The sequence below is a fragment of the Mesorhizobium sp. NFR06 genome (genome assembly GCF_900115245.1).
GTDB lineage: Bacteria > Pseudomonadota > Alphaproteobacteria > Rhizobiales > Rhizobiaceae > Mesorhizobium.
The window spans coordinates 113,548-133,987 of record NZ_FOVT01000015.1; the positions used below are offsets into that span (position 1 = coordinate 113,548).

The window sequence follows — 20,440 nt, forward strand, 5'->3', positions numbered from 1 at the left end:
ATGGCAATGACCGTAGAAGAAATCGCTGCGATCGAGGAACGCCATCCGCAGGTATTCCATCGCCCGGCCTACAAGCGTTTCTGGCCGTTGCTGCTGATCGCGGGCACGGTGCTCTATCTTGCCTATGCCTTGTGGTTCTTCAGCCTGCCGCAGGTGCTGCGCGAGTCGCACTGGGAACGCCTGCCGCTCTTCCTGTCGCAATGGATCAGCTACGACCTGCAGCCGGAATTCCGTCTCGATCAGCCGCAGATCACGCCGAAATATCCGCGCTTCTCCGCGCTCGGTGAAAACCCCAACCCCGATTGGGTTGTCAGGAATCCTGACGGCACTTTCACGGTTCGGATCGACGGCGACGCAAAATCCGTCACTTTCGACAAGACCAGGGCGACGATCATCGCCAATGGCGTGACCGTGCCGATATCGCTGACCGGCGGCAAGCCGGTCGTGACTGGCCCGGTACCCGACTGGGTGACCGTCCATGACGACGAGATCGTCGCCAAGATGGGCTTCGTCGGCGAGGTGCGCGTCACCGTCGACCGCGTCAAGGTGCGCAAGCGCTTCCTCGGCTGGGCGAATATCGTCTTCGACACGCGCTCGCCCTTCTTCGGTAAATCGGCCGGCGAGGTGATCTCGCTGATCGTCTCCGGGCCTGAGCTTCAACCCGGCACCTCGAACCTCGCCCTCGCCGCCGACAACATCTGGAACAACGCCCAGTGGCAGCATGGCGATGTCTGGACGAAGCTCCTGCAGACCATCGTCATGGCCTTCCTCGGCACGCTGCTCGGCGGCATCGTCGCCTTCCCGCTCGCCTTCTTCGCCGCCCGCAACATCACACCGAGCGGCCTGCTCAGCCAGGTGCTCAAGCGCTTCTTCGACTTCATGCGCTCGGTCGACATGCTGATCTGGGCGCTGTTCTTCACCCGAGCCTTCGGCCCCGGCCCGCTGGCCGGCAGCGCGGCGATCTTCTTCACCGAGATCGGCACGCTCGGCAAAACCTATTCCGAGGCGCTGGAAAATATCGACGACAAGCCGCGCGAAGGCGTGCTGTCGACCGGCGCCAACGGTTTGCTGGTGCAACGCTACGGCGTCCTGCCGGAAGTGGTACCGGTCTTCATCAGCCAGACGCTCTACCAGTGGGAATCGAATACGCGCGGCGCGACCATCATCGGTGCCGTCGGCGCCGGCGGCATCGGCCTGAAGCTGTGGGAGGCGATGCGCACCAACTCGAACTGGGCCAACGTCTTCTACATGGTGCTGCTGACGCTGGCAGTGGTGTTCGTCTTCGACAACATCTCGAATTTTTTGCGCCGAAGGCTCAGCCGCACGCTGCATGACTACAACAGATTGCAGGCTGCGCAGGGCTGACCTTGCTGCGCTGAACCGGCGAGAGGCAGGCGGGACAGCGCCCCCTCTGTCCTGCCGGACATCTCCCCCACTTGGGGGGAGATCATCCGTCACCACAACCTTCGCCAGTCTTCAACGCTGCAGAATTGAGCGAAGCGCCGAAGCTGCCAATCTCCCCCCTCGTGGGGGAGATGTCCGGCAGGACAGAGGGGGGCGCGGAGAATCGCCGGCGCTTGTTGAACGACGCGCTTACGCCGCCTTCCTCCACCCATTCTTGATATGCTTATACCCTTCGCGATAAACCACCTCCGGGCTCTCCGCGAAATCCCGCCACACCTTGGTCGCCGCCGCCAGATCCTTCAGCGAACGGCCGAAGGACTCGATGGTCAGCCAGTCGTCATAGCCGCTCTTGCGGATGGCGGAGAAAGTCTCCTTCCAGGGGATGTTGCCCCGCCCCGGCACGCCGCGGTCGTTCTCCGAAATATGGATGTGGACGACGTTCCTGCGATTGCGCGTATAGGCGCCGATCGGGTCGGCCTCCTCGATATTGGCGTGAAAAGTGTCATACATCGCCTTGATGTGCGGGCGGTCGATCGCGTCGATATGCTCCGACAGGTCGGCCATGGTGTTGAGCAGATAGCATTCGAAGCGGTTGAGCGCTTCCAGCCCGATGGTCACGCCCTTGTTGCCGGCATGGTCGCCGATGGCGCGCTGCGAGGCGATGGAGCGCTTCTTCTCAGCCGCCGTTGGTCCGCTACCGGAAAAGGCTCCGAGCGTCGAATGCAGCGGGCCGCTCAGCCTGTCCGCACCGAGGGCGGCGCTGCAGTCGATAGCCCACTTCATATAGTCGACGCCGGCCTTGCGGGTCGCGGCATCCGGCGAGATCAGGTTCATTGCCGGATCGCCCATGGCTGAAACCGCGGTTCGCTCCAGGCCGATGCGGTCGAGCATTTCGCCGAGTTTCTTGTAGTCGTCGGGCACCCCGACAAACACCGGAATCTCGACGCCATCGAAACCGGTCGCCTTGATATCTTTCAACAGCGCCTCGTGCTTCTTCGAGACGCTGGTCGTCCACAAGAACATGCACATGCCGATTTTCATCGACGCCCCTCCCCCGTTCTTGCGCTGGCGGGTCACACTCCCCCTCATCCGGCCGCTTCGCGGCCACCTTCTCCCCGGTGGGCAGAAGAGGTTGGCGTCGGCGCCTGCCACCTCCTCTCCCCTCAGGGAGAGGTCGGATTGCCCCGAATCGCGCTTGCAATTCGGCTGGCAATCCTGCTGAGGGCGGTCGGCGCCAAGCCCACCCCTAAAGCTTCGTCCACGCCCCGTTTTTCTTCGACGACTTCACGCAAGCCTCGATGAAGGCCATTCCCTCGACGCCGTCCGCGATCGTCGGGAACACCACATCCTTAGCCGGCTTGCCACCCTTTCGGCGCGCTGCCCGAATCGCCCGCGCGGCCTCCTGGTAGATGTTGGCGAAACCTTCCAGATAACCTTCCGGATGACCCGGCGGAACGCGCGTCACCCGTCCCGCCGCCGGCGTGGCGCCAGCCCCGCCACGGGTAAGAAGCTGCTTCGGCTGGCCGAACGGGGTGTACCAGAGATAGTTCGGGTCGGCCTGGACCCATTCCAGCCCGCCCTTCGAGCCGTAGATGCGCAGCTTGAGCCCGTTCTCATGGCCGGGCGCCACCTGGCTGGCCCAGATCATGCCCTTGGCCGGATGCGCCTTGCCGACCGGCTTGAAGCGCAGCATCACGTTGACATTGTCGTCGAGTTGGCGGCCCGCCACGAAGGCGTCGAGATCGGCCGAGAGCGTATCGAGCTCAAGTCCCGAGACGAAGCGGGCAAGGTTGTAGGCATGGGTGCCGATATCGCCGAGCGCACCGCCGGCGCCGGCCTGCTTGGGATCTGAGCGCCACGCCGCCTGCTTTTGTCCGGTGGCGGCGAGATCCTCGGTCAGCCAGTCCTGCGGATATTCCGACTGCACGATGCGGATGTCGCCTAGCTGGCCCTTGGCCACCATCTCGCGCGCCTGGCGGATCATCGGGTAGGCGGTGTAATTGTGGGTGAGCACGAACACCTTGCCGGTTTTTTCAACAAGGGCGGCAAGTTTCCTGGCTTCGGCCAGCGAGGTCGCCAGCGGCTTGTCGCAGATGACATGGATGCCTGCTTCGAGGAAGGCCTTGGCCGCCGGCACATGCACGTTGTTCGGCGTGACGATCGCCACTGCCTCGATGCCGTCCGGGCGCTTGGCCTCGGCCTTGGCCATCTCGGCATAGGAGCCGTAGCTGCGCGCGGGATCGAGTCCGAGCTCGGCCGCCGACGCCTTGGCCCGTTCGGGGTTCGACGACAGCGCGCCGGCCACCAGCACGAAGTCATTGTCCATTCGCGCCGCGATCCGGTGCACCGCGCCGATGAAGGCGCCCTGCCCGCCGCCGACCATGCCATAGCGGATCGGGCCGCCTCCCGTTTCCGACTTCGATGCGCCGACCATTTTCCTGCTCCTACTGTCTGAGATATCCCTCGCCCTCCAGGGAGGAGGCCCGACGCGCCGGTTGGGGTCGGCTCACGCCGAGTTCCACGCCCGGCGTCCCTCCCCGATCCACTTTGCGGATCGACCCCTCCCCCCGAGGGGAGGGCAAGTCTGCTAGATTCCCATCATGGCGCGCAACAGCTTCTTGTCGCTGGTGCCGCCGGCAAAATCGTCGAAGGCCCTCTCCGTCACCCGGATGATGTGGTGCTGGATGAACGGTGCGCCTTCGGCGGCGCCGTCCTCGGGATGCTTGAGGCAGCATTCCCATTCCAGCACTGCCCAGGAATCGTAATTGTACTGGGTCAGCTTGGAGAAGATGCCGCTGAAATCAACCTGCCCGTCGCCGAGCGAACGGAAGCGGCCTGCCCTGTTCACCCAGCCCTGGTAGCCGGAATAGACGCCCTGCCGCCCGGTCGGGTTGAACTCCGCATCCTTGACGTGGAAGGCCTTGATCCGCTCGTGGTAGATGTCGATGAACTCGAGATAGTCGAGCTGCTGCAGCAGGAAATGCGACGGGTCGTAGTTGATGTTGCAGCGCGTGTGGCCGCCGACCGCGTCGAGGAACATCTCGAAGGTCGCGCCGTCGAACACGTCCTCGCCGGGGTGGATCTCGTAGCCGACATCGACACCGTTTTCGTCATAGACGTCGAGGATCGGCTTCCAGCGCTTGCCGAGTTCGGCAAACGCTTCCTCGATCAGGCCCGGCGGCCGTTGCGGCCACGGATAGAGGTAAGGGAAGGCGAGCGCCCCGCTGAAGCTCACCGAGGCCTTGAGGCCGAGATTCTTCGACGCCTTGGCGCCGAATTCCATCTGCTCGACCGCCCACTTCTGCCGGGCCTTCGGATTGTTGTGCACCGCGGCGGGGGCAAAGCCGTCGAATTGGGCGTCATAGGCTGGGTGGACCGCCACCAGCTGGCCCTGCAGATGCGTCGACAATTCCGTGATCTCGACGCCGGCATCGGCGCAAATGCCTTTCACCTCGTCGCAATAGGCCTTCGACGACGCCGCCTTCTTGAGGTCGAACAGGCGCCCGTCCCAGGTTGGGATCTGCACGCCCTTGTAGCCCAGGCCGGCCGCCCATTTGGTGATCGAAGCCAGCGAATTGAACGGCGCCGCGTCGCCCGCGAACTGCGCCAGAAACAGGCCGGGACCCTTCATCGTCGTCGGCATCGGCATCCTCCCTCTCTCGTTTTCGCGACCAAGCATAGCGCCGATTGATGTGAGGGCCAGTCTGTTTGGTCATTCCCACAGGCATCTATGCGTTATGCCATTCTGGTATTACCAAATCCCGACGTTCGGTCAAGCGACGGAAAACCTCGGAGAGGGCACCGGCTTCCGGCCAAGTTGGCGGAAATACCTCATAAAATCATAGTATTGCTCAGCCGGCAGAGCGTCTCCGGTCCACTTCTTGCCGTGTATGAAAATTTGCTGTAGAGGTCATGGAGGACCCAATTGGTCGAACCAGTTTGGAAGAAAAATGCTGGCAACGCCATGGGGAGGAAATCGTGCGGCCGGCTCGACCGGAGGCGCCGCAGGGTGAATATGACTGGCGAATTCTGGGAAGGATAGACCATGCATCTTTCGACGCACAACTGGATGCGGGCGGAACCGCTGGAGGTGACGCTCAAGCGCATCAAGAAATTCGGCTACGAATCGATCGAAATTTCCGGCGAGCCCGAGCAGTACAAGACCAAGGAGACGCTTGCGCTCCTGAAGGAGCACGGCATTCGCTGCTGGGGTTCGGTGACGCTGATGCTGGGCGAGCGCAACCTCGCCGCCAAGGATCAGGGCCAGCGCGAGCGGTCGGTAAAGTACGTCAAGGACGTGCTCACCATGGTAAGCGAGCTCGACGGCGAGATCATCACGCTGGTGCCCGCGACCGTCGGCAAGGTCGTGCCGGACGGCACCGAGGCGGAGGAATGGGGCTGGGTGGTCGACGCCACGCGTGAGTGCTTCACGCATGCCAAGAAGGTCGGCGTCAGGATCGCGGTCGAGCCGCTCAACCGCTTCGAGACTTACCTCTTCAACCGCGGCGCCCAGGCACTGGCGCTCGCTGACGCGGTGAGCCCCGAATGCGGCGTCTGCCTCGACGCCTACCATATCCACATGGAGGAATTTAACGTCTATGACGCGATCCGTCAGGTCGGAAAGCGTCTGTACGACTTCCATGTCGCCGACAACAACCGCTTCGCCGCGGGCCTTGGCCAGATCGACTGGCCGAAGATCGTGCGCACGCTGAAGGAAGTCGGCTATGACGGCGCGCTGACCAACGAGTTCGTGGCACCTGTCGATCGCACCCCGGCCGCGCCCTATCCGGATATGGTCGAGCGCAACCCGGTCGACATCTCGCCCGAGCAGCTGAAATTCATCCAGGACCACGGCTCCAGCGTGCTCACGGAAAAATTCTACACCGACCAGATGCGCATCACCGCTGAAACGCTGCTGCCGCTGATCAAGTAGACCTCCGATCGAAGCTTTCCCTTCCGCTCACCGGCGCGGAGGGGCCGAAGGGAACACATGCGCGTCAAAAGCGTCCAGGCCTGGTGGGTTCGTATCCCGATCGAAGTCGCAAAGCAGCATCGCAGCGACTTCGGCCAGGTGACGACATTCGATGCCGCCATTCTGCGCATCGAGACCGATGACGGCCTGGTCGGCTGGGGCGAAGGCAAGAACGCCGCCGGCAGCGCCGGCAGCTACGCTGCGCTCGTTCATATGCTCAACCGCGAGATCGGCCCGCAGCTGATCGGCCGCGATCCGGCCGACATCGGCGTCATCTGGGAGATGCTCTACAATGGCGTGAGGCATGAGGCGGCGGCGCATGCCGGCCATGCCATGCCGCAGCTGGCGCGGCGCGGCGTGAGCGTGGCGGCGATCAGCGCCGTCGACATCGCGCTGTGGGACATTCTCGGCAAATCGCTCGGACAGCCGGTGTGGCGACTGCTCGGTGGCCGCAAGGTCGAGCGCATGCAGGCCTATGCCTCGGGCGGCTGGGCTGCCGCCGGCGCCATTGGCGAGCAGCTGAAATCCTATGTCGCCAGAGGCGGCTTCAAGGCGCTGAAGATGCGCGTCGGCGCGATGGACGGCGCCCCGCATGTCTCTGCGGCGCGCGTGCGTGCCGCGAGGCAGGCGATCGGGCCGGACGTCGAACTGATGGTCGATGCCCACGGCACCTACACCGTCGCCGAGGCCAAGCGCTTCATCAATCTCACCGCCGATCTCGACCTCGCCTGGTTCGAGGAACCGGTGATCGCCGACGACAAGCCGGGCATGGCCGAAGTGCGCGCCTCGGGCTCGACGCCGATCGCCACCGGCGAAAGCGAGGCGACGCGATATTCCTTTCGCGATCTGGCGGTCCTGAAGTCGGCCGACATCTTCCAGCCGGATCCCGCCTTCTGCGGCGGCATCAGCGAAGCGATGAAGATCGGCACCATCGCCAGCGCCTTCAACCTGCGCTTCTCGCCGCATCTATGGGCCGGCGCGCCCTGCTTCTTTGCCGGGCTGCATGTCTGTGCCGCCTCGCCTGCCAGCTTCATCATCGAATATTCGCTCGGCGCCAATCCGATGATCCACGACCTGGTCGAGGAGACTGTCGAAGCAAAGGACGGTATGATAGCGATCCCTGAAAAGCCTGGATTGGGATTCACCATCTCCGAGCGGTTCCTGGAGGCGCACGCGCAACGCAGCTGACGATGAAAGAAAAGAACCTTCTCGCGGAACTCGCCGCCTATCTTTTCTCCAACTCCGACAAGGAGTCCGGCCGCACGCCGTCCGAGCGCGAGCTGGCGGAGCATTTCGGCGTCAGCCGCGGTCAGATTCGCGAGGCTCTCGCCATCCTCGAGGCCATGCGCATCGTCGAGCGGCGCGCCAAATCCGGCATCTATATCGACACCAAGCAGGCGAGCGTGGAAGCGTTGGCGCTTTTCGCCCGCGCGGGTCTGCCGCTCGATCCGGTGCAGATCTACGAGACGGTCGAGTTGCGCAAGATCCACGAGATCAAGGCGGCCGAGCTGGCCTGCTCGCGCGCCACGGAAGAGAATTTCGAACGGCTGCGCGAGATCCTCAAGGCTTCCGAGGAACGCATTGCCGCCGGCGAAGGCCTCGCCAAGGAGGACCGCGAGTTCCATCTCGAGATCGTGCGCGCAACCAAGAACAGCGTCTTTCACAACATCTGCAGCGTCTATTACCTGATGGGCGAGCAGCGCCTGCCGATCTATTTCAACGATCCCGAGCGCAGCGTGCGCTCGCATGCCGAGCACATCCAGATCTACGAGGCGCTGCTGCGCCGCGACGGCAACCTCGCCCAGGCGCTGATGAGCGCGCATCTGCAGGGCGCCGAGAGCTACTGGAAGGGCATCATCGAAGGCCGCGGAACGGAGTCGCAAAGCGCGGCGCTCGAAAAGGCCTAGCGCAGGTCCAGGAAATGAGCAGGTCCAGGAGAAGCGTGAAACGGTCCTCCGTCCGGAATTGCGTCAAAACAAAGAGATGAAGCGGTTCGCCATTTCGGTGAAACGGTGAGACGCTGCAGGGCATTTTGCAGCCAAGCCCTATCGCTTGGCGTCTCGGAAATGCGGCCGAAAAGGAACCTTTATGCGCAAGATCCTGTCCACGCACCCGCTGCATTCTCGCGCCACCGCCATGCTGGCCGGCGCCGGCAGGCTTGCAATCGCGTCCGCGCTCGATGCCAAAACCTTGACCGCGGAAGCCCGGGACGCCGACATCGTCATCGTGCGCGCGCCGCTGCCGCCGGAGCTGTTCGCGGGCGCGGCGAACCTGCGCGCCGCGATCCGCCATGGAGCGGGGCTGGACATGATCCCGGTCGAGGCGGCGAGCGCCGCCGGCGTGCTGGTCGCGAACGTGCCTGCAGTCAATGCCCGTTCGGTTGCCGAGCATGTGATGTTGACCGTGCTCGCGCTGCTGCGGCGCTTCCGCGTGATGGACCGCGACCTGCGCGCCAGGGGCTGGCTTGCCGGGCGCGAGCACGCCAATTCGACCAGCGAACTGGCTGGCAAGACCATCGGCATCGTCGGCTTCGGCGCGGTCGGCCAGGCCGTCGGCCATATCTGCGCCCACGGCTTCGGCCTCAATGTCGTGGCGACGACACGCAGTATGAAGCCGGCGCCCGAGCGCGTCGGCTTCCTGTCGATCGACGCGCTGGTCGAGCAGAGCGATATCATCGTGCTCTGCTGCCCGCTGACGGAGGAAACGCGCGGCCTGATCGGTCGCGAGCGCATCGCGTGCATGAAACCCGGTGCGCTGCTGATCAATGTCTCGCGCGGTCCGGTGGTCGACGACGAGGCGCTGATCGAAGCCCTGCAAAAAGGCCGCATTGGCGGCGCCGCGCTGGACGTCTTTTCCACGCAGCCGTTGCCGCCCAATCATCCCTATTTCGGCTTCGACAATGTCATTGTCACCCCGCATATGGCCGGCATCACCGAGGAATCGATGATGCGCATGGGCGTCGGCGCCGCCGGCGAGGCGCTGCTGGTGCTCGCCGGCAAACTGCCTGTCAATCTGCGCAACCCGGAAGTTATCGAGCACTATCGGCGGCGCTTTCCGGCTGGCGGTTAATTTCCCCGACGAGTACCGCGCCGGTGCAGACATGAGATGTCGGCGGGACAGCGCCCCCCTCTGTCCTGCCGGACATCTCCCCCACGAGGGGGGAGATTGGCTGCTTCAGCGCTTCGTTCGTTTCTGCAACGTCGGAGATTGGCGAAGGCCTGCGCGACGTTCAATCTCCCCCCCGAGTGGGGGAGATGGCCGGCAGGCCAGAGGGGGGCGCGAAGGAACGCAACGCCAATTTCCCTGATGTCTATTTTGCGTTGTTTCGCGGCATCCACGTCAACGGCCAAGCAAAGCCTCTACCGCTGCGGCGATGCCGAGAAGGCGACGATCATCCCCGTGCTTGCCCACCAGCATCAATCCAGCCGGCAGCTTCATGCCGAGCATCGGCAGCGAGATGGCGCAGAGGTCGAACTGGTTGGCGACTTGCGTGTTGCGCAGCAGCAGCCCTTCCGTCTTGTCGCGCAGCGCTTCGTCGCCGGCCATCGCGGCAATGGACGGCGCGACCATAGGGACTGTCGGCAATGCCAGCAGATCGAACGTCTCCAGCCGTTCCGCCATAGCCGCCACGAGCTCGCCGCGACGGCGGATCGTGCGGATATAGGCGGAAGCGGGAACAGCCAGCGCGCGCGACAATGGTCCGGTGACGTGCGGATCGACCGGCACGGACGCGCCGGTCTCCAGCCAGTCGGCATGCACCTCGGCGCCTTCCATCGACGCGATCGTCCCGTGCCTGGTTGCCAGGCGCATCTCGGCAATGAGATCGTCGATGGACAAATCGGTGGCGTGGGCCCCGGCCTGCCCGATCTTGTCGATGCAGCTCTCGAAAGCTCCGGCGACCTCGGCTTGCGTCTCGCCGAACAGCGTGCCACGTGGAATGCCGATGCGCAGGCCGGCAAGCGAGACCGGCTGAAGTGGGACCGGCTCTTCTCCCGCCATGATCGCATCGGCGATCGCGCAATCGGCGACGCTGCGGGCAAGCGGGCCGATCGAATCGAGTGTCATCGACAGTGGAAACGCGCCGGTCAAAGGCACGCGCCCTGCCGTCGGCTTGAAGCCGACGACACCGTTGAGCGAGGCCGGAATGCGAACCGAGCCGCCGGTGTCTGAGCCGACCGAGATGTCGCTCGTGCCCTCGCCGACCGCGACGCCGGCGCCGGACGACGAGCCGCCCGGGATCAGGCTCGCATCGGCGGCATTGCCCGGCGTGCCGTAATGCGGATTGTCGCCGATGGCGGTAAAGGCGAATTCGGTCATGTTGGTCTTGCCGAGGATGACGGCGCCCGCCTGCCGCAGCCGTCGCACGATCGCCGCATCCCGCGTCGCCGGCGCGGCACCAGCGCGGATCAGCGATCCGGCCGCCGTCGGCTCGCCGGGGACATCGAACAGGTCCTTGATCGAGACGATGCGCCCATCGAGCGGTCCGAAGCTCACGCCCGCCTTGCGGCGGGCATCAGACGCGTCGGCGGCCGCCCGCGCGGCCTCGGCATAGAGCTTCGTGTAGACCTTCTCGCCGGCCGCGCGATTGGCAAGACTTGACAGGATGATTTCGAGACGGTCGCGGATGGATTGCATGTCGATGTCGGACTCCGCAAGTTGGCAACGTCTTTTTAGGGCAGTAGCCGATCGGCTGGCGGAAGGGATAACCCGGCAAGCGCGCCTTTGCACCTGCCAGTGGGAGGAAGATGCTGATGCTGTACAAAGGCAGTTGCCATTGCGGCAAGGTGGCGTTCGAGGTCGAAGGCGAACTGGGCGGCGCCGTGCGCTGCAACTGTTCGATCTGCCAGCGCAAGGGTGCGCTGTTGTGGGCCGTGCCGCATCCAAGCATGCGGCTGGTCGCCTGGGGCGATGATCTCGGCCGCTACATTTTCGGCAAGGGCGTGATCGCGCACCGCTTCTGCCGCACCTGCGGCATCCATCCGTTCGCCGAGGATGTCAGCCAAAGCGGTGAGCGGACGGCCTATATCAACGTCAACTGCCTCGACGACGTCGACCTCACCGCCGTCGAAGTGTTCGAGTTCGACGGCCGCTCGGCCTGAAGCTGCGTGCAGCCGGTCGCGTGAGCCATCACGACATCGGCCCGGCGCTCCTGAGAGCCGCCGGGCCGATGCTTGAGAGTGCGAGCGGGGACTACTCGGCGGCTTGCTCGGGTCCCCTCAGGAAGGCCACCAGCGCTGCGAGCAACGTCGCCACGCCGCCATAGGCGAAGGCGGTGGCGACACCGGCATGATCGACCAGGAGGCCGCCGACGATGGCGCCCAGAGCGATCGCCACCTGGAAGGTGGCGACCATCAGGCCGCCGGCGCTCTCGGCCTGGTCTGGCGCGGCGCGCACCAGCCAGGTCTGCAGGCCGACCGGCACGGCGCCGAAGGCAAAGCCCCAAGCGGTGACGGCGATCGCCGCCGTTATCGGTGAGGCGCCGAACACCAGCAGCGCCGCCGCCGACAGGGCGATCAGCAGCGGCGCCAGGCCGACGGCCATCTTCAGGTTGCGCTCGGCCAGGAAGGCGCCGGCGAAATTGCCGAAGAAGCCGCCAATGCCGTAGGCGAGCAGCACCAGCGAGATCGTCTCGATCGGCATCACCGGCACCGTCTCCAGGAACGGCCGCACATAGGTGAAGCCGGCAAACTGTCCGGACGCGACCAGCAGCACGACGAGCAGCGCGATGCGGATCATCGGCCGCTTCAGCACCTCGGCCAGGGTACGGAAGCTCGCCACGGCGTCGGCGGCAGGCTGGGCAGGGTGGCGAGCTGGGTCAGAAGCGCCAGCCCGCCGACGATCGCGGCGATCATGAAGGCGGTGCGCCAGCCCCAGATGTCGCCGACATAGGCGCCGACCGGAGCCGCCGTCACGGTGGCGACCGAGACGCCGGTCAGGATGATCGACATGGCGCGCGGCATCAGCCGCATCGGCACCAGCCGCATCGCCATGGCGGCCGACATCGACCAGAAGCCGCCGAGCGCGACGCCTAGCACAACGCGGGCGAGAAGCAACATGGCGAGCGAGGACGCGAAGGCGGCAAGCAGGTTGGAGACGATCAGCAGGACGGAGAGAAGCCACATGACCAGCCGGCGGTCGAGCCGCTTGGTGACGATCGCCATGGTCGGCGCGGCAATTGCCCCGACGACGGCCGTCGCCGTCACCGCCTGGCCGGCGGCGCCTTCACTGACGCCAAGATCCTGCGCCAGTCGCGTCAACAGGCTGGCAGGCAGGAATTCGGCGGTCACCAAGCCGAAAACGCCAAGCGCCAGAGAGACCACCGCGCCCCATGCCGGCTCTGTTCGTTCCTCAGGTTCGGTTCTGTCGAGAACGGCGGCATCGACGACGCCCGAGGCCGGTTCGGTCATGGCAAAATCTCCGATCTGTCTGCGGCGCCGCTGGCCAGTTTGGGCCCCCGTTACAGGTCGGCCGGCTTGGTCAGTCCGATTTGGTTGCGGCGCAACATTTGGCTGCAGCGCAACATAGGGAGTAACTGGCTGGAGTTTCCATGCTAAAAACGCCGAAATGAATTACAATTCGTCCAAAACCGTTCTTCAGACGTCAGGCGATCCGCTAACCGACATGTTGCGCGGGCTGCGGCTCGATGGTGTCGACTACGGTCGCTGCGTGCTGGGCGCCCCCTGGGCGGTGTCGTTTCCCGCCCAGAAGGCGGCGCGGTTCCATTTCATCGGTCAGCAGGGCTGCTGGCTGTTCTCCCCCGCCAAGGAATGGATCGAGCTCTCGGTGGGCGATGCGCTGCTGATCCCGCGCGGGGCCGAGCATGTGCTGGCGAGCGCACCCGGCGTGCCTGCCGTGCCGATCGGCCGCTACACCATCGAGCCGGTGTGCGAAAACATCTACGACGTCTCCAATGGCTGCGACGGGTGCAAGACCTTGCTGTTTTGCGGCAGCATGCATTTCAACCTCGACGGCTCGCATCCGCTGCTGGAGATGATGCCCGACCTGATGCAAGCGCATAAGCTGATGGCGAACGCGCCCGGCATCCAGCATTTGCTCGATGCCATGGCCGGCGAGGTGACGATGGACCGAGTCGGCTCCGGCGGCATTCTCGCGCGCCTGGCCGACGTGCTAGCCGCCACCATCATCCGCTCCTGGGTGGAAAATGGCTGCGGCGACGCCACCGGATGGATCGCCGCAGTTCGCAATCCCGATGTCGGCAAGGTGCTCGCCGCCATTCACCTGCAGCCGGAGCACGACTGGACGGTCGAGGCGCTGGCCAGCATGATGGGCGCCTCGCGCTCCGCCTTTGCGCAGCGCTTCGCCAGCGTCGTCGGCGAGACGCCGGCTAAGTACGTGCTGCGCGTGCGCATGCACCAGGCGCGGCAATGGCTTATGCGCGACGGCATGAGGGTTTCGGTGGCGGCATCAAGGCTGGGCTACGATTCGGAGGCCTCCTTCAGCCGTGCCTTCAAGCGGGTGATGGGCGTGGCGCCGAGCCATTTCCGCAACACGGCCGGCAAAGAGGACGGCGCCGCCGCCGCCTGAGACGTTCGCTCCCGTCTGGAGGAAACGCCAAGTTTTCCGGACGGCAGGTCATTCCTTATCCGCGGAGGCGACTTAATCTGGCCCGGTGGAGGATCCGAAAATGGCCAATCGCCTTGCATTGTACCTGCTAGCAGCGCTCGCCGCGCTGCCGCAACGCGCTTTCGCGCTCGAAGACAGCTACCTTCCCGCCGACAAGATCCCTTATGCCGTCGAGGCGCCGGACCAGCCGCAGCGCCTTGGCCCGCTATGGGGCGAGCGGGCAAAGGGTCCGGCCGGCACGTTGCTGAAAGTGCCGGGCAACTGGCGCGCGCCCGTCCACGCGCACACCGCCGACTACCGCGCCGTGGTCATCAAGGGGCTCTGGGCGCACTGGCAGATGCAAGGCGGCGAGGCCACCAAGGTCGAGCTGCCGCCAGGCTCCTACTGGACCCAGAAGGCCAACGAAATGCATGACGATGCCTGCCTGTCGGACAGCGAATGCGTGATCCTTCTGATCAACGACACGCCTTACCAGACCTACCTGCCGAAGTGACCGAGCGAAGCTCGGCTGAGCCGCGGGAGTTGGATAGCGTCAGCCGGCGTGCCGCAGGCTGATCCCGCTGCCCTTGTCGAACAGCACCACCTTGTCGGGGTTCCAGGCAAAGCGCACCGGCTGTTCGATCGTCACATCGGTCCTTGCCGGCACGGTGGCCCGCAGCATCGTCTCGCCGACCCTGAGCGTCACGATCTTCTCGACGCCATGGTTCTCTACGTCGTGGACCTGTGCCTCGATCGGCGCGCCGCTTTCCAGGTAGACATCCTCGGGACGGATGCCGAAGACGAGCGGACGACCGTCGGTCGCACCACTCGTCCTGGCTCCCCCCGCAAGCGGCAGTTCGAAATTGATCGGCGCCATCACCGCGCGGTCATTGACCAGTCTGCCGTCGATGAGATTCATCGGCGGCGAGCCGACGAAGCTGGCGACATAGGTGTCGCGCGGATTGTTGTAGATCTCATGCGGCGTGCCGGTCTGGATAATGCGGCCATGGTTGAGCACGCCGACCTTGTCGCCCATCGACATCGCCTCGATCTGGTCGTGGGTGACGAACAGGAATGTGGCACCCAGCTGCATCTGCAGGTTCTTCAGTTCCGTGCGCAGCGCCTCGCGCAGCTTGGCGTCGAGCGCCGACAGTGGCTCGTCCATCAGGAACACGCGCGGCTTGCGCACGATCGCGCGGCCGATCGAGACCCGCTGCATCTCGCCGCCGGAAAGCCGGTCGGTCTTGCGGTCGAGCAGATGCTCGATCCTGAGCGTGCGCGCGGCGCGCGCGACGCGATCCTTGATCTCGGCATCCGGCAGCCGGCGGATCTTCGGCTTCAGCGGAAATTCGAGGTTCTGCCGCACCGTGTAGCGCGGGTACAGCGAATACTGCTGCAGCACCAATGCCACGTCGCGTTCTGCAGCGCCCCAGTCGGCGACGTCGACGCCATCGATGAAGACCTGGCCCTCGGTCGGCTTGTCGAGCCCGGCGATCAGCCGCAACGTCGTCGTCTTGCCGGCGCCGGTCTCTCCAAGCAGCACGAAGAACTCGCCGTCCGCGATGTCGAGATTGAGGCCCGTCAACGCGGTGTGGCCGCCGAACTTCTTGGTGATATTTTTCAGTTCGATATGGGCCATTACAGCCTTACTCCGAGTGACTTGCCGCTTGCCGTGTCGAAGAAATGCGCCTGCTCGGGGTCGATGCGGGCGTGGACCTTCTCGCCGGGACCCGAGACGTAACCGGCCTTGGTGCGGGCGCGCAGCATCTTGGAGCCGACCTTGAGGTCGACAATATCGAAAGACCCGAGCGGCTCGATGATCTGCGCCTCGACCGGCATGTAGCCGGGCGCGGCATCATGCCGGACGAGCACGCCCTCCGGACGGATGCCGAGTGTCAGGCCGTCATTGGCGGCGTGGCCGTTGAGTTTGGACAAAAGTTCGCGCGGAAACTCGAACCCCGTCGCGGCACCGCCAACGGCGACACGCGCGGCACCGGCTTCGTCCGCCACGCGAGCCTCGGCGATGTTCATCACCGGACTGCCGACGAACTGCGCCACGAACAGGTTTGCCGGATGCGAATAGACGTCGTCCGGCGTGCCGACCTGCTGGATGAATCCCTCATGCATGATGACGATGCGGTCGGCCAGGCTCATCGCCTCGATCTGGTCGTGCGTGACGTAGATCGTGGTCGAGCCCTGCTTGACATGCAGGCGCTTGATCTCGGCACGCATTTCCTCGCGCAGCTTGGCGTCGAGCGCGCCGATCGGCTCGTCCATCAGCATCGCCTTCGGGCGCCGCACCAGCGCACGGCCGATCGCCACACGCTGCATGTCACCGCCCGAGAGCGCCGACGGCCTCTTGTCGAGCAGGTCGGTGATGCGCAGCACCCGTGCGACCTCGCGCACCGATTTGTCGACTTCGCCACTGCTCATGCGCGTGGCGCGCAACGGAAAGGCGATGTTTTCGAACACCGTCATGTGCGGATAGAGCGAGAACGACTGGAACACCATGGCGATGTCGCGGTCGGCGGCCTTGAGGTGCTGCACGGCCTTGCCGTCGATCAGGATGTCGCCCTTGTCGATCGTCTCCAGCCCCGCGATCGCGCGCAGCGTCGTCGTCTTGCCGCAGCCGGATTGGCCAAGCAGCACGATGAACTCGTTGTCGGCGATGGCGAGGTTCAAATTGTGGATGACCTGGACGGCACCGAAGAATTTCTCGATGCCGCGAAGTTCGATCTGCGTCACTGCCGGGCTCCCTCATGCATCGCTGCGCCGGTTTCCTCGCTGCGCTCCGGCGCAATCTTGGACGTGATGTTGAAGCCGATCAGCCCGGCCAGGATGATCGTCACGCCATAGGAGTGCAGGCTGAGGCTCCATGGCTGGCAGAGCGCGACGATGCCCAGCACCATGAGGATCTGCGATGCCGGCAAAAGGTACCTCTCGTTGACCGTGCGAAAACTCATTTGCGGATCGCTCCGAACGTCACGCCGCGAAGCAGGTGGTTGCGCAGCAGGAAGGTGAAGATCGCGACCGGCAGAAGGAACAGGAAGGTGCCGGCGGCGATCGTCGTCCAGTCCGGCAGGCCCGACCCAATCTGGCTGGGGATGAAAGGCGGCGCCGTCTGGGCGCGCCGGTTGGTCATGATCAGCGCGAAAGCATATTCGTTCCAGGCCGTGATGAAGCAGAACACGGCTGTGGCGGCGATGCCGGTCGCAGCCTCGGGCAGCACGATCTTGAAGAAGGCCTGCATGCGGGTGTAGCCGTCGACGAGCGCCGCCTCCTCATACTCCTTCGGGATCTCGTCCATGAAGCCTTTCATCAGCCAGACCGAGAAGGACAGGTTGAAGGCGACATAGAGGATGATCAGGCCGATATGCGAGTCGTTGAGGCCGACGGCCCGGTACATCAGGAACATCGGGATCGCGACCACCACCGGCGGCAGCATGCGCGTCGACAGGATGAAGAAGAGCAGGTCCGCCTCCCCCGCGATCTTGAACCGCGAGAAGCCGTAAGCGGTGAAGGTGCCCATGCCGACGGCAAGCACTGTGCTGATCACCGCCACGATCAGGCTGTTCATGAAACGGTCGGGATATTGCGAAAGCTGCACGTCCTTGCCAACCTTGAGCACGCGCTCGCCGCCGTCATAGATACGCTTTTCCCACCATGGCGCGGCGTCGTAGACTTGCGGATCGACGGTCTTCTGCATCTGCACGCGCTTTGTGAAGAGCCGCACGAACGGCGTTACCTCCGGCTCGAACAGCACGGTTGGCGGTACGCTGACCGCCAGTTCCTTCGGCTTGAAGGCCGTGGAGGCGATCCAGTAGATCGGCGCCAGGAACACCAGCGTCGCCACCAGCACCGCGGCGATGGCGACGCGGTTGAGCGCGACCTCGGAAGAAGTGCGGACGGCAGCCATCTGTCAGCGCTCCTTCACCTTGTTGAGGTACTTCACGTAGAGGTTGGTGATGGCCAGAACCATGATCAGCACGATGTAGGCCAGCGCGCAGGACTTGCCGGTGTCCCACTGCTGGAAGGCTTGCTTGTAGAGCCGGATCGCGATCAGCTCGGCGGTCGGCTGCGTGGTCATCGTGTAGGCGATGTCGAAGGTCTTGAAGGCTTCCATGGTGCGAAAGATCAGCGCGATCAAAAGGATCGGCGAGACCAGCGGCAAGGTGATGCGGGTGAAGGTGTACCACCAGCCGGCGCGGTCGATGGCCGCCGCCTCGTAAAGATGCTGCGGCACGGCCGAGAGACCCGCGAGCGACAGCAGCATGACGAAGGGCGACCACATCCAGATGTCGGTGATCGCGACCGCGTAGAGCGCGCTGTCCGGATTGGAAAGCCAGGCGAAGTCGCCCAGGCCGAAGACATAGTTGATCGGTCCCCAGGACGGGCTGTAGAGCAACTGCCAGAACAGGCCGACGACCGCCGCCGACATCATCATCGGCAGCAGCAACAGCGTGGTGATCAGGCCCTTCATCGGAAAGCTGCGGTTCAGCAGAAGCGCGAGACCGAAGCCGACGATCATTTGGCCGGCCACCGAAACGATGACGTATTTCGCCGTGATGACGAAGTTGGACCAGATGTGGTCGTCGGTGAGCAGCTCGCGATAGTTCTGCAAGCCGACGAACTGCCAGGGCTCTGTGCGGTTCGCGGCGAAATTGGTGAAGGAATAGCCGAGCGAATAGATCAGCGGGAAAATGTTGAAAACGATCAGGAAAACCAGCGTCGGGATGATGAACATGTTGCGGATGGTCAGATCCGACCAGCCGCGCGCGGCGGCCCTGGAGGCCGGGTCAAGATTGGTGAGGGCTACCGAAGCCAACGAACGTCTCCCTGAAAACAGGAATGCCGGAGGGGAAACCCTCCTCCGGCATTCTGGCTGCGATGCTTACTTGTAGCGGTTGTACTTGGTGAACGTCGCCTTCCAGTCGGCGGCGGTCTTGTCGAGCGCTTCCTGGGCGGAGCCCTTTCCGCCGACCACGAACGGATAGATGTTCTGGTTCAGCTGATCGAGAACTTCGGCGTATTCGGGCGTTGCCCAGAAGTCCTTGACCATGAACATCGTGTCGTAGAACGCCTTGTTGTAAGGCGTGGCGTTCTGGAAGGCCTCTGACTTCAGGACGGCCTGGCTGCAGGTATAGCCGCCGAGATCGGCCCACTTCTTCTGGGTCTCGTCCTTGATGAACCATTCGAGGAACTTCATCGCCTCGTCCTTGTTCTTCGAGTACGAGACGACGGAGATGCCCTGTCCGCCGAGAGCGGCGAAGCGCTTGCCGTCCGGGCCGGCCGGGTTGGCGAAGAAGCCGGTGACGTCGGCGTAGGGGTTGGTGGCCTTGTTCACCAGCGGCGGGAAGAAGGCGAAGAAGTTCATGCTCATCGCCGCGAGGCCGCCGGTGATCGCCTGGTTGTCTTCCACGAAGAAGGTCTTGCCCCAGCCCGGAGGCGTGAACTTGTAGAGTTCCTTGTACATGTCGAGGCCGGCAACGGCCTCTTTCGAATTTATGACGCCGTCGACCTTGTAGGTCGCGTAGTCGCCGAGATCGCCGCCATAGCTGAAGATGGCGCTTTCGACACCCATCGCCATCGCGTCATAGGAATTGTCGGTATAGATGGCGACGCCATACCGCTTCTGGTCCGGGCGATGGAAGAACTCGGCGATGTCGCGCAGCTGCGCATAGGTCTTCGGGATGTCGAGGTCGTAGCCGTACTTCGCCTTGAAGGCTTCCTTCTCCTTCGGGTCCTCGAACCAGTCCTTGCGATAGGACCAACCGATCGCATCGCCTTCCAGGGGGATCGCCCAGTATTTGCCGGAGCCGCCGGGATACTCGGCATAATATTTGATGGTCGCGGGCGCCATCACATCGCCAAGCTTGTGCTGGTTGAAGAAGTCGGTCAGGTCGACATAGTGGCCCTGCGTCGAACCGGCGCCCAGCCACTGCGAGTCACCGACCACCATGTCGTAGGCATCACCATGCGCGTTGAATTCGGTAAAAGCCTTGGTCTGGAAGTCCGGCCACGGCGTGGTCTGCACCGTAACCTTCACACCGGTTTCGGCGGTGTAATCGTTGACGAGTTCCTGCAGATAGTTCGCCGGATCCCATTCCGCCCAGAAGATGGTAAGTTCCTTGTCCTGCGCGCGGACGGATGTCCCGCAGGCAAGCGCCAGCCCGATACCAGCGATCACGCTGGTCACTATCTTGCGCATAGTTTTCCTCCCTTGTGCGCATTCTACCTTGTCATGCGAGCCGGCAGCATGGTCGGCCCTGGTAGTTCCTCCGCAATGGCACTTTCCGGCCTTGGGCGGTCTCGCCCTGGCCGAAAAAACGGATCGCTGTCCTCACTTCCGATCCGCTTTATGCGTACTGATCTGGTATTACCAATTCAAGAGGGCCGTCAAGCTCTTTCTTGAACGCCGAAGAATGGCTCAACAAGTCATTCGAAACGGTATCTACCTGTTTTCTCTTATTTTTCCTACTCCTTGATACGAAAGGCCCTTGT

At 64.0% G+C, this 20,440-nt stretch carries 18 protein-coding genes and 1 pseudogene; 8 read left to right on the forward strand and 11 right to left on the reverse strand.

Annotation, left to right across the window (positions count from 1 at the left end; genetic code table 11):
- Positions 1 to 1,365 carry a phosphonate ABC transporter, permease protein PhnE gene (gene phnE, locus F3H96_RS23630; RefSeq protein ID WP_149804101.1) on the forward strand — a complete coding sequence of 455 codons (1,365 nt, stop codon included), beginning with the start codon at positions 1 to 3 and terminating at the stop codon, positions 1,363 to 1,365.
- Between the two features lie 228 nt (positions 1,366 to 1,593).
- On the opposite strand, the gene F3H96_RS23640 is transcribed toward phnE, so the two are convergent.
- From F3H96_RS23640 to F3H96_RS23650, 3 genes are all read right to left on the reverse strand, one after another.
- Positions 1,594 to 2,445: a sugar phosphate isomerase/epimerase gene (locus F3H96_RS23640; protein WP_149804102.1), complete on the reverse strand. Its 852-nt coding sequence runs from the start codon at positions 2,443 to 2,445 to the stop codon at positions 1,594 to 1,596.
- A 205-nt stretch (positions 2,446 to 2,650) separates the two neighbouring features.
- The gene (locus F3H96_RS23645) at positions 2,651 to 3,838 is read right to left on the reverse strand and encodes a Gfo/Idh/MocA family oxidoreductase (RefSeq protein ID WP_149804103.1); all 1,188 of its coding nucleotides are present in this window, start codon (positions 3,836 to 3,838) and stop codon (positions 2,651 to 2,653) included.
- Between the two features lie 153 nt (positions 3,839 to 3,991).
- Positions 3,992 to 5,047 carry a sugar phosphate isomerase/epimerase gene (locus F3H96_RS23650; protein WP_149804104.1) on the reverse strand — a complete coding sequence of 352 codons (1,056 nt, stop codon included), beginning with the start codon at positions 5,045 to 5,047 and terminating at the stop codon, positions 3,992 to 3,994.
- A gap of 402 nt (positions 5,048 to 5,449) precedes the next feature.
- Here F3H96_RS23650 and F3H96_RS23655 point away from each other — a divergent pair, with 402 nt between their 5' ends.
- From F3H96_RS23655 to F3H96_RS23670, 4 genes are all read left to right on the forward strand, one after another.
- Positions 5,450 to 6,337, forward strand: a complete 888-nt coding sequence (locus F3H96_RS23655; protein WP_149804105.1) for a sugar phosphate isomerase/epimerase — start codon at positions 5,450 to 5,452, stop codon at positions 6,335 to 6,337.
- A gap of 57 nt (positions 6,338 to 6,394) precedes the next feature.
- Positions 6,395 to 7,564 carry a mandelate racemase/muconate lactonizing enzyme family protein gene (locus F3H96_RS23660; RefSeq protein ID WP_149804106.1) on the forward strand — a complete coding sequence of 390 codons (1,170 nt, stop codon included), beginning with the start codon at positions 6,395 to 6,397 and terminating at the stop codon, positions 7,562 to 7,564.
- Positions 7,565 to 7,566: 2 nt separating this feature from the next.
- Entirely contained in the window at positions 7,567 to 8,283 is a 717-nt protein-coding gene (locus F3H96_RS23665) for a FadR/GntR family transcriptional regulator (protein ID WP_149804107.1), read from the forward strand.
- Positions 8,284 to 8,464: 181 nt separating this feature from the next.
- Positions 8,465 to 9,445, forward strand: a complete 981-nt coding sequence (locus F3H96_RS23670; RefSeq protein WP_149804108.1) for a hydroxyacid dehydrogenase — start codon at positions 8,465 to 8,467, stop codon at positions 9,443 to 9,445.
- A 270-nt stretch (positions 9,446 to 9,715) separates the two neighbouring features.
- Here F3H96_RS23670 and F3H96_RS23680 read toward each other — a convergent pair whose 3' ends face one another.
- A complete protein-coding gene (locus F3H96_RS23680; RefSeq protein ID WP_149804109.1) occupies positions 9,716 to 11,011 on the reverse strand; it encodes an amidase in 1,296 nt (431 codons plus the stop codon).
- A 116-nt stretch (positions 11,012 to 11,127) separates the two neighbouring features.
- Between F3H96_RS23680 and F3H96_RS23685 the strand changes: the two genes are divergently transcribed.
- Positions 11,128 to 11,475, forward strand: a complete 348-nt coding sequence (locus F3H96_RS23685) for a GFA family protein (protein ID WP_149804110.1) — start codon at positions 11,128 to 11,130, stop codon at positions 11,473 to 11,475.
- 91 nt (positions 11,476 to 11,566) lie between these two features.
- Here F3H96_RS23685 and F3H96_RS23690 read toward each other — a convergent pair.
- A pseudogene (locus F3H96_RS23690) lies at positions 11,567 to 12,783 on the reverse strand (MFS transporter).
- A gap of 157 nt (positions 12,784 to 12,940) precedes the next feature.
- On the opposite strand from F3H96_RS23690, the gene F3H96_RS23695 reads away from it, so the two are divergent.
- Together F3H96_RS23695 and F3H96_RS23700 are read left to right on the forward strand one after the other, a co-directional pair.
- Positions 12,941 to 13,921, forward strand: a complete 981-nt coding sequence (locus F3H96_RS23695) for an AraC family transcriptional regulator (protein WP_149804111.1) — start codon at positions 12,941 to 12,943, stop codon at positions 13,919 to 13,921.
- A gap of 100 nt (positions 13,922 to 14,021) precedes the next feature.
- On the forward strand, positions 14,022 to 14,453 hold the full coding sequence (locus tag F3H96_RS23700) for a DUF4437 domain-containing protein (RefSeq protein ID WP_149804112.1): 432 nt from the start codon (positions 14,022 to 14,024) through the stop codon (positions 14,451 to 14,453).
- 39 nt (positions 14,454 to 14,492) lie between these two features.
- On the opposite strand, the gene F3H96_RS23705 is transcribed toward F3H96_RS23700, so the two are convergent.
- From F3H96_RS23705 to F3H96_RS23730, 6 genes are all read right to left on the reverse strand, one after another.
- Positions 14,493 to 15,578 carry an ABC transporter ATP-binding protein gene (locus tag F3H96_RS23705; protein ID WP_149804113.1) on the reverse strand — a complete coding sequence of 362 codons (1,086 nt, stop codon included), beginning with the start codon at positions 15,576 to 15,578 and terminating at the stop codon, positions 14,493 to 14,495.
- Positions 15,578 to 16,684 carry an ABC transporter ATP-binding protein gene (locus F3H96_RS23710; protein ID WP_149804114.1) on the reverse strand — a complete coding sequence of 369 codons (1,107 nt, stop codon included), beginning with the start codon at positions 16,682 to 16,684 and terminating at the stop codon, positions 15,578 to 15,580. Before F3H96_RS23710 ends, F3H96_RS23705 begins: the two co-directional genes overlap by 1 nt.
- Complete coding sequence (locus F3H96_RS23715) at positions 16,681 to 16,902, reverse strand: hypothetical protein (protein ID WP_149804115.1); 222 nt, start codon at positions 16,900 to 16,902, stop codon at positions 16,681 to 16,683. Before F3H96_RS23715 ends, F3H96_RS23710 begins: the two co-directional genes overlap by 4 nt.
- The gene (locus F3H96_RS23720; protein WP_149804116.1) at positions 16,899 to 17,855 is read right to left on the reverse strand and encodes a carbohydrate ABC transporter permease; all 957 of its coding nucleotides are present in this window, start codon (positions 17,853 to 17,855) and stop codon (positions 16,899 to 16,901) included. Before F3H96_RS23720 ends, F3H96_RS23715 begins: the two co-directional genes overlap by 4 nt.
- Positions 17,856 to 17,858: 3 nt before the next feature.
- Positions 17,859 to 18,764, reverse strand: coding sequence for a sugar ABC transporter permease (locus F3H96_RS23725; RefSeq protein WP_149804117.1), 906 nt, complete (start codon positions 18,762 to 18,764; stop codon positions 17,859 to 17,861).
- 66 nt (positions 18,765 to 18,830) lie between these two features.
- Positions 18,831 to 20,147, reverse strand: coding sequence for an extracellular solute-binding protein (locus F3H96_RS23730; protein ID WP_149804118.1), 1,317 nt, complete (start codon positions 20,145 to 20,147; stop codon positions 18,831 to 18,833).
- Positions 20,148 to 20,440: the final 293 nt, after the last annotated feature.

Bases quoted from the DNA above. Each gene is read 5' to 3' on its own strand.
- F3H96_RS23670 (WP_149804108.1), top strand. From the start codon at position 8,465: ATGCGCAAGATCCTGTCCACGCACCCGCTGCATTCTCGCGCCACCGCC.
- F3H96_RS23700 (WP_149804112.1), top strand. From the start codon at position 14,022: ATGGCCAATCGCCTTGCATTGTACCTGCTAGCAGCGCTCGCCGCGCTG.
- F3H96_RS23680 (WP_149804109.1), bottom strand. From the start codon at position 11,011: ATGCAATCCATCCGCGACCGTCTCGAAATCATCCTGTCAAGTCTTGCC.
- F3H96_RS23655 (WP_149804105.1), top strand. From the start codon at position 5,450: ATGCATCTTTCGACGCACAACTGGATGCGGGCGGAACCGCTGGAGGTG.
- F3H96_RS23650 (WP_149804104.1), bottom strand. From the start codon at position 5,047: ATGCCGACGACGATGAAGGGTCCCGGCCTGTTTCTGGCGCAGTTCGCG.
- F3H96_RS23730 (WP_149804118.1), bottom strand. From the start codon at position 20,147: ATGCGCAAGATAGTGACCAGCGTGATCGCTGGTATCGGGCTGGCGCTT.
- F3H96_RS23685 (WP_149804110.1), top strand. From the start codon at position 11,128: ATGCTGTACAAAGGCAGTTGCCATTGCGGCAAGGTGGCGTTCGAGGTC.
- phnE (WP_149804101.1), top strand. From the start codon at position 1: ATGGCAATGACCGTAGAAGAAATCGCTGCGATCGAGGAACGCCATCCG.
- F3H96_RS23660 (WP_149804106.1), top strand. From the start codon at position 6,395: ATGCGCGTCAAAAGCGTCCAGGCCTGGTGGGTTCGTATCCCGATCGAA.
- F3H96_RS23645 (WP_149804103.1), bottom strand. From the start codon at position 3,838: ATGGTCGGCGCATCGAAGTCGGAAACGGGAGGCGGCCCGATCCGCTAT.
- F3H96_RS23665 (WP_149804107.1), top strand. From the start codon at position 7,567: ATGAAAGAAAAGAACCTTCTCGCGGAACTCGCCGCCTATCTTTTCTCC.
- F3H96_RS23705 (WP_149804113.1), bottom strand. From the start codon at position 15,578: ATGGCCCATATCGAACTGAAAAATATCACCAAGAAGTTCGGCGGCCAC.
- F3H96_RS23720 (WP_149804116.1), bottom strand. From the start codon at position 17,855: ATGGCTGCCGTCCGCACTTCTTCCGAGGTCGCGCTCAACCGCGTCGCC.
- F3H96_RS23715 (WP_149804115.1), bottom strand. From the start codon at position 16,902: ATGAGTTTTCGCACGGTCAACGAGAGGTACCTTTTGCCGGCATCGCAG.
- F3H96_RS23640 (WP_149804102.1), bottom strand. From the start codon at position 2,445: ATGAAAATCGGCATGTGCATGTTCTTGTGGACGACCAGCGTCTCGAAG.
- F3H96_RS23695 (WP_149804111.1), top strand. From the start codon at position 12,941: ATGAATTACAATTCGTCCAAAACCGTTCTTCAGACGTCAGGCGATCCG.